15 protein-coding genes and 1 pseudogene are annotated in these 15,506 nt (G+C 46.7%); 5 read left to right on the top strand and 11 right to left on the bottom strand.

What is annotated here, in order from left to right; all coding sequences use genetic code 11:
* Positions 1 to 35: 35 nt before the first annotated feature.
* A complete protein-coding gene (locus tag ACN9MT_RS03315) occupies positions 36 to 1,982 on the bottom strand; it encodes a heavy metal translocating P-type ATPase (RefSeq protein WP_426273451.1) in 1,947 nt (648 codons plus the stop codon).
* A gap of 188 nt (positions 1,983 to 2,170) precedes the next feature.
* Between ACN9MT_RS03315 and ACN9MT_RS03320 the strand changes: the two genes are divergently transcribed.
* Together ACN9MT_RS03320 and ACN9MT_RS03325 are read left to right on the top strand one after the other, a co-directional pair.
* Positions 2,171 to 3,100: a DMT family transporter gene (locus tag ACN9MT_RS03320; RefSeq protein ID WP_426272769.1), complete on the top strand. Its 930-nt coding sequence runs from the start codon at positions 2,171 to 2,173 to the stop codon at positions 3,098 to 3,100.
* Positions 3,101 to 3,262: 162 nt separating this feature from the next.
* On the top strand, positions 3,263 to 3,550 hold the full coding sequence (locus ACN9MT_RS03325; RefSeq protein WP_023467290.1) for a hypothetical protein: 288 nt from the start codon (positions 3,263 to 3,265) through the stop codon (positions 3,548 to 3,550).
* Between the two features lie 40 nt (positions 3,551 to 3,590).
* Here the strand turns inward: ACN9MT_RS03325 and ACN9MT_RS03330 are convergent.
* The 3 genes and pseudogenes from ACN9MT_RS03330 to yfkAB form a co-directional block, all read right to left on the bottom strand.
* Positions 3,591 to 4,742: pseudogene (locus ACN9MT_RS03330) on the bottom strand (MFS transporter); the annotation flags it as partial.
* Positions 4,743 to 4,813: 71 nt separating this feature from the next.
* Positions 4,814 to 4,996 (bottom strand): hypothetical protein, encoded by a 183-nt coding sequence (locus ACN9MT_RS03335; protein ID WP_035412697.1) that lies wholly within the window; start codon positions 4,994 to 4,996, stop codon positions 4,814 to 4,816.
* Positions 4,997 to 5,083: 87 nt separating this feature from the next.
* The gene (yfkAB, locus tag ACN9MT_RS03340) at positions 5,084 to 6,196 is read right to left on the bottom strand and encodes a radical SAM/CxCxxxxC motif protein YfkAB (protein WP_426272770.1); all 1,113 of its coding nucleotides are present in this window, start codon (positions 6,194 to 6,196) and stop codon (positions 5,084 to 5,086) included.
* A gap of 84 nt (positions 6,197 to 6,280) precedes the next feature.
* Here yfkAB and ACN9MT_RS03345 point away from each other — a divergent pair, with 84 nt between their 5' ends.
* Positions 6,281 to 6,493, top strand: coding sequence for an SE1561 family protein (locus tag ACN9MT_RS03345; RefSeq protein ID WP_023467294.1), 213 nt, complete (start codon positions 6,281 to 6,283; stop codon positions 6,491 to 6,493).
* A gap of 40 nt (positions 6,494 to 6,533) precedes the next feature.
* Complete coding sequence (gene rlmD, locus ACN9MT_RS03350) at positions 6,534 to 7,919, top strand: 23S rRNA (uracil(1939)-C(5))-methyltransferase RlmD (protein ID WP_056063648.1); 1,386 nt, start codon at positions 6,534 to 6,536, stop codon at positions 7,917 to 7,919.
* A 69-nt stretch (positions 7,920 to 7,988) separates the two neighbouring features.
* On the opposite strand, the gene ACN9MT_RS03355 is transcribed toward rlmD, so the two are convergent.
* The 7 genes from ACN9MT_RS03355 to ACN9MT_RS03385 form a co-directional block, all read right to left on the bottom strand.
* Positions 7,989 to 8,867, bottom strand: a complete 879-nt coding sequence (locus tag ACN9MT_RS03355) for an aldo/keto reductase (RefSeq protein WP_290787848.1) — start codon at positions 8,865 to 8,867, stop codon at positions 7,989 to 7,991.
* Positions 8,868 to 8,899: 32 nt separating this feature from the next.
* Positions 8,900 to 9,463, bottom strand: coding sequence for a TVP38/TMEM64 family protein (locus ACN9MT_RS03360; RefSeq protein WP_426272771.1), 564 nt, complete (start codon positions 9,461 to 9,463; stop codon positions 8,900 to 8,902).
* A complete protein-coding gene (locus ACN9MT_RS03365; protein ID WP_056063655.1) occupies positions 9,463 to 10,857 on the bottom strand; it encodes a sensor histidine kinase in 1,395 nt (464 codons plus the stop codon). Before ACN9MT_RS03365 ends, ACN9MT_RS03360 begins: the two co-directional genes overlap by 1 nt.
* Positions 10,854 to 11,537 carry a response regulator transcription factor gene (locus ACN9MT_RS03370; protein WP_023467299.1) on the bottom strand — a complete coding sequence of 228 codons (684 nt, stop codon included), beginning with the start codon at positions 11,535 to 11,537 and terminating at the stop codon, positions 10,854 to 10,856. Before ACN9MT_RS03370 ends, ACN9MT_RS03365 begins: the two co-directional genes overlap by 4 nt.
* 127 nt (positions 11,538 to 11,664) lie before the next feature.
* Positions 11,665 to 12,225: a GNAT family N-acetyltransferase gene (locus ACN9MT_RS03375; RefSeq protein ID WP_023467300.1), complete on the bottom strand. Its 561-nt coding sequence runs from the start codon at positions 12,223 to 12,225 to the stop codon at positions 11,665 to 11,667.
* A 230-nt stretch (positions 12,226 to 12,455) separates the two neighbouring features.
* Positions 12,456 to 13,595 (bottom strand): amidohydrolase, encoded by a 1,140-nt coding sequence (locus tag ACN9MT_RS03380; protein WP_426272772.1) that lies wholly within the window; start codon positions 13,593 to 13,595, stop codon positions 12,456 to 12,458.
* Positions 13,596 to 13,613: 18 nt separating this feature from the next.
* Positions 13,614 to 14,522, bottom strand: coding sequence for a TIGR01777 family oxidoreductase (locus tag ACN9MT_RS03385; protein ID WP_426272773.1), 909 nt, complete (start codon positions 14,520 to 14,522; stop codon positions 13,614 to 13,616).
* Between the two features lie 133 nt (positions 14,523 to 14,655).
* Between ACN9MT_RS03385 and ACN9MT_RS03390 the strand changes: the two genes are divergently transcribed.
* The gene (locus ACN9MT_RS03390) at positions 14,656 to 15,471 is read left to right on the top strand and encodes a RecX family transcriptional regulator (protein WP_290787843.1); all 816 of its coding nucleotides are present in this window, start codon (positions 14,656 to 14,658) and stop codon (positions 15,469 to 15,471) included.
* Positions 15,472 to 15,506 lie beyond the last annotated feature (35 nt).

Raw genomic sequence — 15,506 nt, forward strand, 5'->3', positions numbered from 1 at the left:
GATTGCCGCGTGGCAATCAGACGTTTTTTTAATGATTAAGCGGCTAATCGTTTTTCGGATACACGCTGTGGGAGAGTTGGTAAAGCATCCTGTTGAAGAAGACGTAAGCCATTCAGGATGACAAGAATCGTCGATCCTTCGTGTCCGACGACAGCGAACGGCATGATTAGGAACTGTGACAAGTTGGATGCGATCAATAGAAGGATGACACCGATCGCAAGCGTGATGTTTTGTTTGACGATCCGGTTCATCTTCCGGGCTTTATGCACGGCGTAGGCAAGACGACCTAAATCGTTTTTCATCAAGACAACGTCAGCAGTCTCAAGCGCAGCATCCGTTCCTTCACCCATTGCAATCCCGACATGTGCCAGTGCGAGCGCCGGAGCATCATTGATACCATCACCGACCATCGCAACGGTCCGACCTTCTGTTTGGTATTGCTTAATATAGCGCACTTTATCTTCCGGTAAGCATTCAGCGACGAAGTCCGTTAAACCCGCTTCACGCGAGATGGCTGCTGCCGTGACAGGATTATCACCTGTCAACATGATCGTCGCGATGCCGAGATCGTTTAAAGCGGCGATTGCTGTTTTAGCTTCCGGACGAATCGTATCACGTAATGCATAAAGTGCTACGATTTGTGATCCATTGCTGACATAAACGATTGTATGCCCTTGTTCTTTCAGTGACTGTTCAATCGTTACGAATGGATCGTCTAGACCATCGTGGAATGCTCGCTTGCCAATGCGATACGTGACGCCATCGATAGTTGCTTCAATCCCGTATCCTGTCACATCTTTGAACGTTGACGGTTCGCGAACATCGGTTTTTAAGTGATCAACGATTGCTTGTGCGAGCGGGTGATTCGACTGGGCTTCAATGGAAGCAACCGCTTGTTCGACGGCTCGGATATCGATACCTTCCGCATACCGACTTTCAGTAACGACGGGTTTACCTGTTGTCAGAGTCCCTGTTTTATCGAAGACGATCGTGTCGACTTGTCCGAGTGTCTCGATGTGTGCTCCACCTTTGAAGAGAACGCCATTTTTCGCAGATGCGGCGATTGCGGACAAGGCAGCAGGGGTAATCGACGCGACAAGCGCACAAGGCGAAGCAACAACGAGTAAAATCATCGCCCGATAAATGCTTGTCTCGAATGTCCAGCCGACGACGTAATGAGGAAGGACCATCATCAGGGCAACAACGAGGAGGACGATTTTGACATAACGACTTTCAAATCGTTCGATGAACTGAGCAGAGGGAGACTGCTCACTTTGTGCGTTTTGGACCATATGAATGATTTTTTGGAACAATGATTCATCAGCGGCTTTCGTCATTTCAATCGTCAAGACGCCATTCATGTTGACGGTCGAGTTATAGACGGTATCGCCCGTTTGTTTTTCAACAGGAATCGATTCGCCTGTAATCGATGCTTCTTCGATTGCTGCTTGACCACGAACGATGACACCATCGACCGGAATGCGTTCCCCGGGACGAACATAGACGAGGTTACCGATTACTAGTTGCTCGATTCCAACGACTTCAAGTTGTCCGTTTGCATTCAGACGCGTTGCTTCCTCTGGCTGTAAGGACATTAAACTTTGTAACGCCCGTTCATTTTTATTCATCGTATAGGTTTCAAGAGCACCGGATAACGCGAAGATGAAGATAAGGATCGCACCTTCCATCCAATAGCCGATGGCAGCGGCACCGATGGCAGCTAAAATCATCAACAATTCGACGTTCAACGTTTTTTCTTGATACGTCTCCGTCAAGCCTTCCTTTGCTTTCGCATATCCTCCAATCACATATGCTGATAAGTACAACGTGACATAAACGGCAGACGCCGTATTGAATTTTTCGAGTCCATAAGCAACTAAAATCAATATTCCGCTAAACAATGCTAGAATCAATTCGTGATGCTCATCCCAAGCATGACGGAATACGGAACGCTGTTGAACATCGGTAGTAGTGGAAGTCATCATATTAAAACTCCTTTCAAAATGTAAATGAGAAATGAAATCATTATAGAAAGAGAATGAGAATGTGATATATCAATAAGTTTAACTGATTGATAATGAGTTTCATTGTCTCTAGATTATAATTATTATTATCTGTAGAATTACTATACCATGCTTCAGTGAAAAGGAACAGGAAAGGAACCAGAAAGATGCAAAAAATTTTAACCCATCGGATTGGTCTCGTCGTCTTTGCATTATTGACGACCTTTTTGTGGGGAAGTGCGTTTCCCTTCATTAAGAAAAGTTATGAATTATTACAGATCACGTCTTCTGAATACGGGGAGCAACTACTGTTTGCGAGCTATCGCTTCTTTTTAGCAGGGTTGTTGCTACTTGTCGTCAGTGTATTCGTCTTTAAACAAACAATTACACTGAAGAATCGGACCTATGCCTATAGCCGTCTTGGTTTCTTTTTGACGTTCTTGCAGTATGTCTTTTTCTATATTGGTCTCTCTTTATCAACCGGTGTGCAAGGATCAATCATTGCCGGCTCGACTTCGTTCTTCCAAATGTTACTGGCTCATTTCCGGTACGAGGACGATCGATTGAATCGATTCAAAGGACTGGCCTTATTCCTTGGGTTTACAGGTGTCATCTTGGCCAACTGGCCGCAAGGTAGGCAAGGTGTCTCATTTGGTCTTGGAGAAGGATTATTGATTGCGGCAATGGTTTCCGGAGCATTCGGTAACTTGATCGCGAAAGAATACTCAGCACGTTATCCGGTGGCACCGATGACAGGATGGGCGATGGTCATTGGATCAATCGGTCTCTTCATCGCGGGCGTCGTTCTCGATGGTCACGTTGCACCGTTTACTTTTTCGACTACGAGTGCCTGGATGCTTGTGTATCTTGCCTTTTTATCCGCGACTGGATTTACGCTTTGGAATCTACTGATGAAATATAATCCAGTCAGTAAAGTATCGTTGTTTATGTTCTTCGTACCAATCTATGGTGTCAGTTTATCTGCTTTGATTCTGGGTGAGACGATTCCACCTCAAGCGTTGCTCGGTTTACTCTTCGTTATCGGAGGTATCTCAGTCTCGACATACTTACCAGTGTGGTTTCAAAAGCGAGGTTGACGAAGATTCAGAATCGTGTAAAAATAGTTTCAATTAATGTAACTCCAATCGTTCGTTGCTCAAGCCGACCTGTTCGGCTTTTTTCTGTACGGTCATCAAAAGACCGATTCGGCCTTGTCTGAAAGGCTAGTGCGACTATAAAACGGAAGGAGATGAAAACGAATGGAACGGAATGAGATCGTTCGAAAGATCATTGCCACTCGTCGTCCACGTGATGAGTTTGCTCGGTTCGTCGTGACGTGCGTCAGTCAGCAGTTAAAGGAAACCCACGGAGATGTCGATGTAGAGATCATCGAGGCGGAGAGAGGTTACGATTCAGTGTGGTCAATCAACGGTCGAGAGGTCGTCGTGTTGCTCGAGACAGAAGAGCTGAAGCGTGCAAAGGAGCAACCGTATGCAATCGACGATAAGCTCTGGCGGAGTTTTCGACAAGAAGGAATCGTGAAATAAAAAACGGATCTTGCGCATCGATGGCGCAAGATCCGTTTTTTTAGATTTCGGGTGTCTCGTGACGTTTTGCATACCGCAATAGAAGCGCAAGCGTCGTTAAGACAAGAACAAATAAACTGAAATACAGCATGGAAGGAAGTGTAACGAACAGACTACCAGCGATCGGTCCGAGAATCGAACCAAGACTGAAGGCAATCCCTGCGAGTAAGTTACCGGTTGGTAAAAGATGACGTGGTAACTGTTCTGTCATATAGGCAACACCGAGCGAATAGGTCGAGCCGAGTGCCATCCCACTGACGGCAAAAATCGCGAACAACCAACCGTAACGTTCGAAGACGAAGCAAGCAGTGAGAAAAGCGACGGAACCAATCGACAGTACAGTGACTAACGTCCGACGTTTTCCGAAGTGATCGGCAAGTCGCCCGAGTGGTAGCTGCATGATCAATGAGCTGACGACAAATGTCGTGATTAAGGTACTTGTCTCGGATAAACCATATCCGTTACGCGTCGCAAAAACAGGAAAACTGGCATTCAGTGTGGCTTCGAGAAAACCGTATGTAAAACCAGGAAGTAATGTAAACCAAGCAGTCGATAGGACGAGTCGATACCGTGAAGCAGCACTTTGTAGTTCCTCTGGCATGACGGACGATGGTTTTTCGTTCGGTATACGGAATAATAAAATTAGAACGATGACAGTTAAAGTCCCTGTTAACACGAACGGTAACCAATCGATCACATCGACGAGCGGTGCAGCAAGAGGACCTAAGGCAAAACCGAGACCGAATGCCATCCCGTATAACGACATCGTTCGTCCTAACCGTTCGTTTGGTGTAATGGACGTTACCCAGACTTGTGACCCATAATGTAACGTCTGATCACCGAAACCGACGAGGAAACGGAGAATTACCCAAGCGATAATGCTTGGGAGTAATGGGAATAAGAAGACAGCCACTGCGACGAGGGCAAGACCGAATGAGATGACAGGAATATAACCACGCCGTCGTAATGGACCTTCCATAAGAGGTGCGGCAACGATGACACCGATATAGAGGACGGCGGCACTGAGTCCATTAATGAAAGCAGATGTCCCTTGACGTTCTAACAAGATGGACAGTAATGGAATCAGTAATCCTTGTGTGAAACCGGAAATGAAGACGATCGATAAGATGAGAGCAAAACGACGTGACACAAGTAACGACGACCTTTCTTTTTTCTTTTAGCATAACACGCCCCGGACTTCGAAAAGGGAGACCGGGGCGTGTTTCATTTATTTTCTTGTTCAAACCGTGTCGGACGAGGCATGTGCAGGAGATGTTCATCCCAATCCGTCTGATCAAAGACTTCATCATGTTCAATGCTATGTGAAGCACGAATACCAACCATCATGATGAACAGAACCATACTGAACGTGCCGATAATTGCGATAATACCTACAAGCCATTCCATCCCGGTCACCCCTTTTTAGAAAACAAAATGTGTCTACTTTGTGACATTTTTCCCGGGATGGCATCGTTCAAAACCTATTTTTCATTTTTAAAGACGACTAGTTTGTTTTGTGAAATCAATCTCAGGGTAATAAGCATTCTTCACAAGCGCGTTCGGTCCAAGGCACTGCACTGCAGGACAGTGACACGACAAACTTTTATTCAGCTCTGTCTCTTGCCACTGGGCATACGCATCATTGAAAGATGTCTCGTGAATCGTACCGAGCGAAGCGAGTTCGTCACCGAAATCGGTTACGATGATTTCACCGTCGAAGATGTTGACGTTGAGACGGGAACGACCATCTGGGTCATTTCGGACCGATACGTTTTTCTCCTGACGCAAGCGACGATGCAGTTCTAAATCTGCCTCCTCCATCGAACAAGCATAGAAGGGGAGTGTTCCGAACAACATCCAGACGTTCGGATCCCGGACGTCAAGCAAACGATGGATTCCATTGCGAATTTCGGATAAGCTAGCGGCTTCGATCATCGACGCAAAGTCAGCTGGGTACATTGGATGGACTTCGTGACGGACACAGCCCATATCGACGATTTCTTTATGGATCGCTTCAAGATGTGGCAACGTCCGTTTATTGATCATCGTTTCGGCAGACACGATGACACCACGTGCATTCAAGACACGAGCATTCTCTTTCATCGTTTCAAATAGTTTCGTTCGTGCTTCACGTGACGGTTTTCGCTCCATCATCGCAAAGCCACCATCGATGAAATCATCGGCTGTTCCCCAGTTATGTGAGATATGCAAGACATCGAGATAAGGGATAATTAATTCATAACGAGATAATGGAAGTGTTAAATTTGAGTTGATTTGGGTTTTAGCGCCACGTTCGTGGGCATACTTAAGTAAAGGGACGACGTACTCCTTGACGGACTTCATTGAAAGCATCGGTTCGCCGCCTGTAATGGAAAAGGCGCGTAGGTGTTCGATTTCATCCAGACGTTGAATAAGCAGTTCGACAGGGATTTCAGGTGACTCGCTACTGGATAACATGTAACCGACGGCACAATGTTCGCAGCGCATGTTACACAGTTTTGTCGTCGTGACTTCAATGTTCGTCAAACGGACCGTGCCGTATTGTTCAATGTCGCGATAAGCTTCCCACGGATCGTTCGCGATCGTGATGGGTGATGAATGTGACATAGATACTCCTCCTTTTTAGTGCTCCACTTCGTATCGTATGCTAAAATAACGTCGGAATCCAGCGGAAGAAAGGAAGTCTGAATAATGGGAAAAGCAAGAACTGATAAACTTGGTCAAATGAATGTGCTAAAATCAAGAATGCAGCTTCTCTGTCATACAATCGATTCACTCGATGAATCATCAGATATCGAAGATTTGGAACGACTGATCGTATCACTAGATCAACTCAAGGCGAAAGTCGTTCGGTATGCGAAGGATATGAAAGAACAAGAAGAAACGAAAAAAGCGGTAGATTGAGACCGCTTTTTCATTTGCGTAAAGAGAAAGGATGAAATCAATGGCAACAAAAATCAAATTACAGACAGGTGAGGTCCGTTCGGTCACTTGTCTACGGATGGGCATCAACGGTGAAGGGATCGCGACGCTCGAGCGACAAATCGTCTTCATCCCAGGATTGCTTGTAGGTGAGACGGCGCAAATCGAGATCACGGAAATCCATGCGAACTATGCGAATGCAAAGATCTTAAAGCGTGACGATCGTTCACCAGACCGCGTGACACCACTTTGCCCAGTCTATAGTGTCTGTGGTGGCTGTCAATTACAACATATGAGTTACGATGGGCAATTGCGTTATAAGGAAGAGATGCTTCGCAATGCGTTCTTAAAATCAACGAAATTGAATGTCGAAAAGGCCGATATCCGTCCGACGATTGGTTCGAAGGAGTGGGGTTACCGCAATAAATCACAATTCGTCGTCGGGAAACAAGGCAATGAAATCGTTAGTGGTCTCTATTCTGCGAATTCGAATCGTCTGGTCGCAATCGATGATTGTGTCGTCCAAAATAAGGATACGCTTCGTGTCAACCAAGCTGTCACGAAATTACTCAACGATTATAAAGTACCTGTTTACCATGCAGCAAAACAAGACGGTGTCATGCGCCATATCGTCGTCCGGACAGGAATCAAAACGGGTGAAATTCAAGTCGTGCTCGTTGCCTTTAAAGACGGCTTCCGTGATCTAGAGGGTTTGTCGCGCGATATCATGGACATTCCAGGTGTCGTCTCGGTCGCGCTGAACATCAATGATAAGTTGACGTCACGTGTTTTTGGAGAAGAGACGGAAGTCTTGCGCGGTGTCGAACGGATTGAAGAAGAGATGGGCGAGTTCACGTATCAACTGTCGCCACGCGCCTTCTTCCAGTTGAACCCGGAACAGGCAGAACGGATGTATGAGGAAATTGCCCGTGCTGCTGCTTTGACAGGCGAAGAACGTGTCGTTGATGCTTACGCAGGTGTCGGTTCAATCGGACTTTGGATTGCTAAGGGTGCAAAAGAAGTCCGTGGTATGGAAATCATCGAAGAAGCAGTTGAAGATGCGAATGCGCATATGAAGCAATATGGCTTTGACCATGCGCATTATGTCGTCGGTAAGGCAGAAGCATGGATTCCACGTTGGGTGAAGGAAGGTTGGATTCCAGACGTCTTCATCGTCGATCCCCCCCGTTCAGGTTGTGATACGCAGTTATTGAACGCAATGATTTCGTCTAAGGCGAAAAAAATCATCTATGTCTCGTGTAACCCGCAGACGCTTGCACGTGATTGCGATCATTTGATGAAAGCGGGATATAAGGTATCGTACATTCAACCGTATGATATGTTCCCACAAACGGCGCACGTTGAAGCGATCGTCGTGCTCGAAAAGAAGAAAAAGAAAAAGTTCTAAGCGCGAAATAAGCCCGTATGCACTCCTTGAACGAGTGAACATACGGGCTTTTTTTCTGTGACTGCTCACTTACGTTTGCGAAACATAATCGAACGTGGCATCACATTCGGAAAAACGTTCCTTCAATTGACTGACGCGGTCAGCTGGGAGTGGACCACGTTCAATCAATTGCTGGTTCAACGCGAGGTGTTCTGGTCGAGACGTTCCGATGATGGCCGTCGTGATTCCTGGTTCGAAAACTGTAAAACGTAACGCGGTCTCAAGCCAGCTAGATTCCTCGAGTGGATAAGCCAGTTGTTGCGCTCGTTCCCAGTATGGTTCAACATATTGCCCGACCGGACGATCCGTGAAGCGCCACGGTGCATTACCGATTGGACGTTTGGCGATGACCCCGTGATTCAAAAGTGTAGGTAAGACTTGATCGACGCGTTGATCAAACAGATTGAAGGATGTCTGGAAACTATCGAAGCGTTTCGTTTCGATGGCATACTGCAAATCTTCTCGATCACCGGAATAGGCAATGACGCGGACTTTTCCAGCTTGTTTTGCTTGTTCAAGCGCTTCGATGACATCACTTTGAGCGAGGATTTCTCGACTACAAGAATGTAAGTGTACGATGTCGAGATGATTCGTTTGCATCGTCTGTAAGGCTTGATCGATGCCACCTTGAACCGCTTCAAACGTCCAATCCTGTGTACCGGGAACATCATAGCCGACTTTCGTCGACAAAATGACGTCGTGCCGACGATTCTTTAGAAATTGTCCGACGCGTTGCTCCGATAAGCCATAGCCGCGTGCTGTATCGATCAGATTGATGCCAAGATCACGTGCTTGTTCGAGCAAATAGATTGCTTCGCGGTCCGTCATCTGTTCTGCACCGATGTGACCGGCTCCGAACCCAAGCGGGGACACGAATAGATCGGATGTTCCAAAACGTCTTAACTTCATGAACGATACTTCCTTTCAGACAACCTGTAGTTTTATATCGATGATGTTCGTTTTTGGCGATTACGATAAATCAGATAACCAACGAGTGCCACGCCTGCTATCGACCATTGGACGATGGACGAGAATTGCATGAATTGATGGACGGCGAGCACTTCGACTAACATCGCTGGAATTTTTCCAATCGTACTCGCAGTTAGGAAGAGTAAGACGGAAATACCACTAGCAGCACTGACAATGTTGACGATGCCTGACGGGACAAATGGTAACAGCCGTAACAAGATGATCGTCCAAAAAGCTTCATGTCCTTGTTGTGTTTGGAGCTTTTGTTGCAAACGATTGACTCGATCTGGAAGCGGGCGACGAAGGGCATATCGTAGTCCTTTCCGATAAAGTAGAAACGCACAAACCGCACCTAGGACTTCACCGGTGAAGGAGAGCAATGTGCCCGTCCATAGCCCGAAATAGACGAGATTCGCAGCGGTGACGAACGTACTCGGTAGGATACCAAGTACACTGACGACGACACCGACCAAGACACTAACGAACGGAGCGAACGGTCCAAATAGTTCAAAGGTTTGGATGACATGTTGTTCCATTATTCGAATTCATCCTCTTCATCCGGAAGAAGTGGTAACTCGATGTGAACAGTCGTTCCTTCTCCAAGAACGGAGTCGAACCGGATCGTTCCATCATGACGATCGATGATGTGTTTCGTGATGGCAAGACCAAGACCGGTTCCGCCATCTTTACGCGTCCGTGATTTATCGACGCGATAAAAGCGTTTTGTCAATCGATCAAGATGCTCTTCCGGAATGCCTTCTCCTTCGTCCCGGATAAGGCAATGCGTCCGGTCGCCGATCGTTTCAGTCGATAAGAAAATCTGTTTGCCAGGCGGCGTGTACCGTAAGGCGTTATCGAGTAAATTGCCAAAGACTTGCTCGAGACGGTCTGTATCGCCTAAGACAATTTGATCCGGATCGAGATTCATCACGAACGTGACTCCTTTTGACTGGGCGATCGGTTCCATCCGGTAAATGACATCTTCAAGTACTTGACTGAAGACAAGTGGTTGTTTCGACATCGGATAGGAATCGCGTTCAAGTTGAGCGAGATCGAGCAGATCATTGACGAGACGTTGCAGACGCTCCGTTTCCCGCTCAATGATTTGGTAATACTGCGCACGCTTTTCTTCCTCGAGCGAATCATCCTGCATCATCTCCGTATAGCCACGAATGTAGGAGAGAGGTGTCCGCAATTCATGACTGACGTTCGCGAGGAACTCCTTTCGCTGCTCGTCGACCTCACCGAGCGATTCCGCCATCTTGTTCAATGTTTCTGCGAGTTCTCCGATTTCATCGTCCGATTGAATCGGAATCCGGTAATCAAAGTCACCTTGTGCATAAACAGTCGAGGCGCGCTTCATGTCGATCAACGGACGGATGATCGTGTCGATGATTTGTCGTCCGAAGATGACGAGATTCAAGACGATCAGTCCGATCATGAAGAAGATCATCAGGCGGAGTGGGCGGAATGGTTCACTGATTTGACCGAGTTCCAGATACAAGATCAACGTACCGACCAGTCGATTGTTTTCGATGATCGGAAATCCAGTCATTAGAATGTCCGTTCCTTCAATCGGATGGGTCCGACTCGAGACGACAGTCTCGCCATTACGAAGCTGTTCGATGTCCGCATTCGTCAAAAAACGGAGTCCTGCCGGATTTTTCTTCAGAAAATCGATGAAGAAGACTTTCGATTCCGTCAATTCATTCGTATAAGTCATCCCATCATAAAAAGCACCGGATAGACCTTCGGACTTGTAAATGTTGATTAGCTTTTCCCCACGGTTCAATAAGATATCTTCTTGCGTCTGAAGATAGAACCGGTCGTAGAGATAAAACGTCAGCAGGACAAATAAAATGGCAGAAAAAACGCTTGTAAACCAAATCGTAATCCAAATCCGGCGCCGGATCGTATAGCGCTTAATCATACTTCCTCGAATTTATAACCGATGCCCCAAACTGTTTGAATCGAGCCACCGGCTTCCCCGAGCTTTAAGCGAAGTGTTTTAATATGCGTATCGACCGTCCGTAAGTTCCCGATATAATCCGCACCCCAAATTTGATCGAGTAGCTGTTCGCGAGAAAAGACCTTATCATTGTTTTGAGCAAACAGATGCAACAAATCAAATTCCTTACGCGTCAGACTGACCGGCTTGCCATTGACATGGACACTCCGACTTTCAGTGTCGAGTTCAAGCATACCGAGCGTTAAAGTAGCCGATTGATCAACTGTAAAGCGGTGAGAACGACGAAGCGTCGCTTCGATACGAGCAAGTAGTTCTCGGGGGCTGAATGGTTTTGTAATATAGTCATCAGCTCCGATTTTCAGACCGTGGATGCGGTCGAGTTCGTCTGAACGTGCCGTCAGCATGATGATCGGAACATTTGAGAACTCACGGATGCGCATACAGGCTGTCAAGCCGTCCATTTCCGGCATCATGACATCGAGTAGAACGAGATGGAATGTATTTTGTTGAATGAGATGGATGGCTTCTTGTCCGTTAGAAGCTGTCATCGTCGTGTAGTGTTCTTTTTCGAGATTCGAGACGAGAAGGTCACGCATTTGTGCTTCGTCATCTACTACGAGAATGTTAAACGATTCTGGCATTAGTCTTCGCTCCATTTCCTGTAGAAGAAAAGGTTTCTTCCATAAAGATGAGTTTTCTTATTTATCATACCATTTCAAACTTTAGAAACGCATGCGTGGACACAAAAAAGCATGAGAGACAAGGCCCTCATGCTTCGAGTTGTTGGTGATCGTATAGTGTTTCGAGTTCCCGACCATGAATGTACATGTGGAAACTAGATTTTGAGACTTCATACAGCGTGAACTGAGTTTCGCCAGCATTCAATTGCTCAAGAAGCGCAGGGCGCAACTCATCCGCACAGAACGCATACGGCAATTTTTCAGCTGCTTTTTGTGACCGAATATTGCTTTTGCGAATTTTCATGAAGACACTCTCATATCCGAGCTCGAAGAACAGCTCAGAGAAGAAGGCTTCTTTCGCTAAATGATTGTATCCTTTACCATGATACGGTTTACCTAACCATGTACCGAGAAACCCATATTGTCCTTCGATATCGAGTAAACTAATCGTACCAATCGGTTGATCGAATTCATCTAGGATGGTACGTGATACGATTTCACCACGTTCTTCCTCTTCGATTGCCTGCTTTGTAGTAAACAGAAATTCATCAAAGTACCGTGTTTTTTGGCGGACGTACGGATATACGTCTTGATGCTGCATCAGTTCGAACAAATCAGCGCAGTCGCTCAGCTCCCGTTGCTTGAGCATACTTCCATTCCTCCTTTTAGGACCGCAAGAATGATTGTCGAAAGCTACCTGTCTGACTCGTTTGAACCGCGCATGGTATGCCTTCTTCAGTTGTCGGATAAGATAATATTACCTTCTTTTTTTTAAATTGCAAGAAAATAATTTTTGTGAAAAAAGATACAAAAATAAGATGTTTTCCGTAAGCGTCTAAAACCCCCGAAAGGTGCAAAAAACACCTGGCGGGGGTGGGGTTAAATCAAGTTCAGTTGAGCGTGTTCGAAAATGATTTTTCCATCGATCATCGTCATGAGCGGCTTCGCTAAATAGTCGAGTGGGAAGTGACTCCACAAGACGAGATCCGCGTCTTTTCCGACCTCGATCGATCCGACACGATCGTCCACACCGAGCGAACGGGCTGGATGAATCGTGATCGCGCGTAAGGCGACATCGACCGGTAGACCTTCTCGTGCGGCAAGACCAGCACAGAGGTTCAAGTATTGGACAGGCGTGTATGGATGATCGGTCGTAATCGAAATTTCAAGACCATGTTCGTGAAGAATCCGGTACGTTTCCCATGTCTTATTCTTCAGTTCGATTTTAGACTTTCGCGTAAAGGTTGGTCCAACCGTCACTTTTTCGATCGGTAATTGTTCCATCTCTTTTGCGACGAGATGACCTTCCGTGCAATGTTCGATGCGTAAATCAAGATCAAACTCTTCCGCGAAACGAATGGCGGAAAGGATATCATCTGCTCGATGTGCATGTACACGAAGCGGCATCTTGTGATCGAGGACCCGTTTGATCATTTGATGGGCGAAGGTTTCGGAAACCGGTTGCGTTCGAACTTCAAGAAAAGCTTCGCGCAACATCCCCATGATGCCCATCCGTGTCAGTTCACCGGCACGACCAGCACTATGGACACGCTTCGGGTTTTCACCGAGCGCCACCTTCAGACCCGCATACTTTCGAAGAATCATATCATCGATGAATCGTCCGTGCGTTTTGATGACACTCGTGACGCCACCGATGATGTTCATGCTACCCGGCATGACTTGAACGGTCGTGATTCCGTGTTCGACAGCTTCCTTAAAGCCTTCATCCAGCGGATAGACGCCATCAATGGCACGCAGATGAGGAGTCATCGCGAAAATCGTCTCATTCGCATCATTTCCGACGGTTCCGGTACCTTCGTCATATAATCCGAGATGTGTATGGGCATCGATGAAACCGGGCAATAAAAAGTGACCTTCTGCTTCAATGACTTGATCGTCTTCTAAATGATCCAGTAATTCACCGATTTCAATGATTTTCCCATCACGAATGCGGATGTCCCCGTAAAAACTGTCCGAAGTAATCGGATAGATATGTGCATTTCGAATTAAGATATCCAAGTATCGTCCACCCCTGTACTAGTTTGAATGCTCGATTGCTCGTAATGCATCCTTTAGTTCAGCATACCGAAACTTGTATCCGTTTTCGAGCGCTTTTTTCGGGACGACACGAGCTCCTTCTAGTACAATCGTACTCTTTTCACCGAGTGCGAGTTCTAATGCGAAGCGTGGTGCCGGGAGCCAGTGTGGGCGATGTAAGACTTTTCCGATCGTCTGTCCGAAACGGCGCATCGTCTCCGGGTGAGGCGCAGTGATGTTCAGCGGTCCTTCGACTGTCGGGGTCTCGAGCGCGAATAGGAATAACTCGACTAGATCATCGATGTGGACCCAGGAGACCCATTGTTTACCGTCGCCCATCGTCCCACCACCAAACAAGACATAAGGGAGACGCATTAACGGATAAGCGCCACCGGCTTTCGTCAAGACGACACCAATTCGTGGATGGACGAGTCGAATGCCGGCGTCAGCAATCGGACGAGCAAGGTCTTCCCATGCGACACAGACATGACTTAAGAAGTCAGCAGTCGGTGGAAGTGGTTGATCTTCGGAGAAGGTCTGATGCCGATCCTGTCCGTAAATGCCAACCGCAGAAGCAGATAAGACGACGTCTGGTTTTGGGTCGAGTGCTTCAACGATCCGGACGAGTTCCTTCGTTGTACTGACGCGACTGTCGAGAATGACACGTTTGCGTTCATCCGTCCAACGTCCATCGTTGATCGAAGCACCAGCCAGATGAATGAATGCATCGACGCCCTCTAAGTGTTGCTCGGGCTTTGCGTCTTCTGTCATCCACTTGATATATGTGACATGCGCATCGTTCGCTTTTGGATGACGCGTTAAGATAAAGATGTGATGTCCTTGATCTAGCAAACGCTTCGTCAAGGCTTGACCAATCATACCGGTTCCACCGGTAATCGCAATGTTCATGTAATTCATCCTCCCTGAAATAAGTAAAAGTAGCTTCTTTCCATTTGTTCCCGTTCCATGGTTTCACTCAAACATAGACCTGCCTGTTCATGATATCGTAGAACTACCGAGTCAGGTTAGAGGAGGGAACGACATGAAGATCAAACGGATCTCGACACAGAAAAAGAACAGCGAACGATTTAATATCTATGTCGAGCGTGATGGCAAAGAAGAGTATGCCTTTGCCGTAGACGTCGATATTTTAATCAAATACAATCTGCAACGCGATAAAGAACTTGATGACGACTTCGTCAAGGAAGTGTTGACGGCTGAAGAACAGCAGAAAGCATATCGTCTCTCATTGAATCATTTATCGTACCGCATGCGGGCGACGAGTGAAGTCGTCGCGTATTTAACAGAGAAAGAGACACCGGAGCATGCGATCAAACATGCAATCGAGCGATTGACAGAGCAACGCTATCTAGATGATCAACAGTTCGCACTTGCTTATACGGCAACGAAAAAAGCGACGACACCACAAGGACCTGGACGGATTCGCCGCGACCTTGAGGCATTGAAGATACCGAAGACAGCAATTGATGAAGCGATCGTGACGTTTACGGATGAAGAAGAATACGAAAAAGTCCTGAAGTTTTTGCGGCAAAAGCAAAAAGAGCTGCAACGGCGTTCCGTGCGGGAACTGACGCAAAAGCTACAGATGACACTCATGCAACGCGGTTTCTCGTCCGACTTGATCAAGGCGGGTATCGAAGAGGTGTTCCGAGCTGAAGAAGGGGACGAAGAAGAACAAGCGGCCCTTTATCAAGCACGCAAGTATTATCCGAAATACCGGCAACTTGAACCGTTCGAACGCGAACAGAAAGTGAAGCAAGCGCTCGTCCGAAAAGGATTTCCATACGGACTAGCGGCTCAAGTCCTTGAACAAGTCAAAGAAGAAGAGGTGGAATAATAAAAGCAAGACGAAAAATTGACAATTATCCGACA

The sequence above is a fragment of the Exiguobacterium sp. R-17 genome (assembly GCF_049913315.1).
In the GTDB taxonomy this organism is placed as follows: Bacteria; Bacillota; Bacilli; order Exiguobacteriales; family Exiguobacteriaceae; genus Exiguobacterium_A.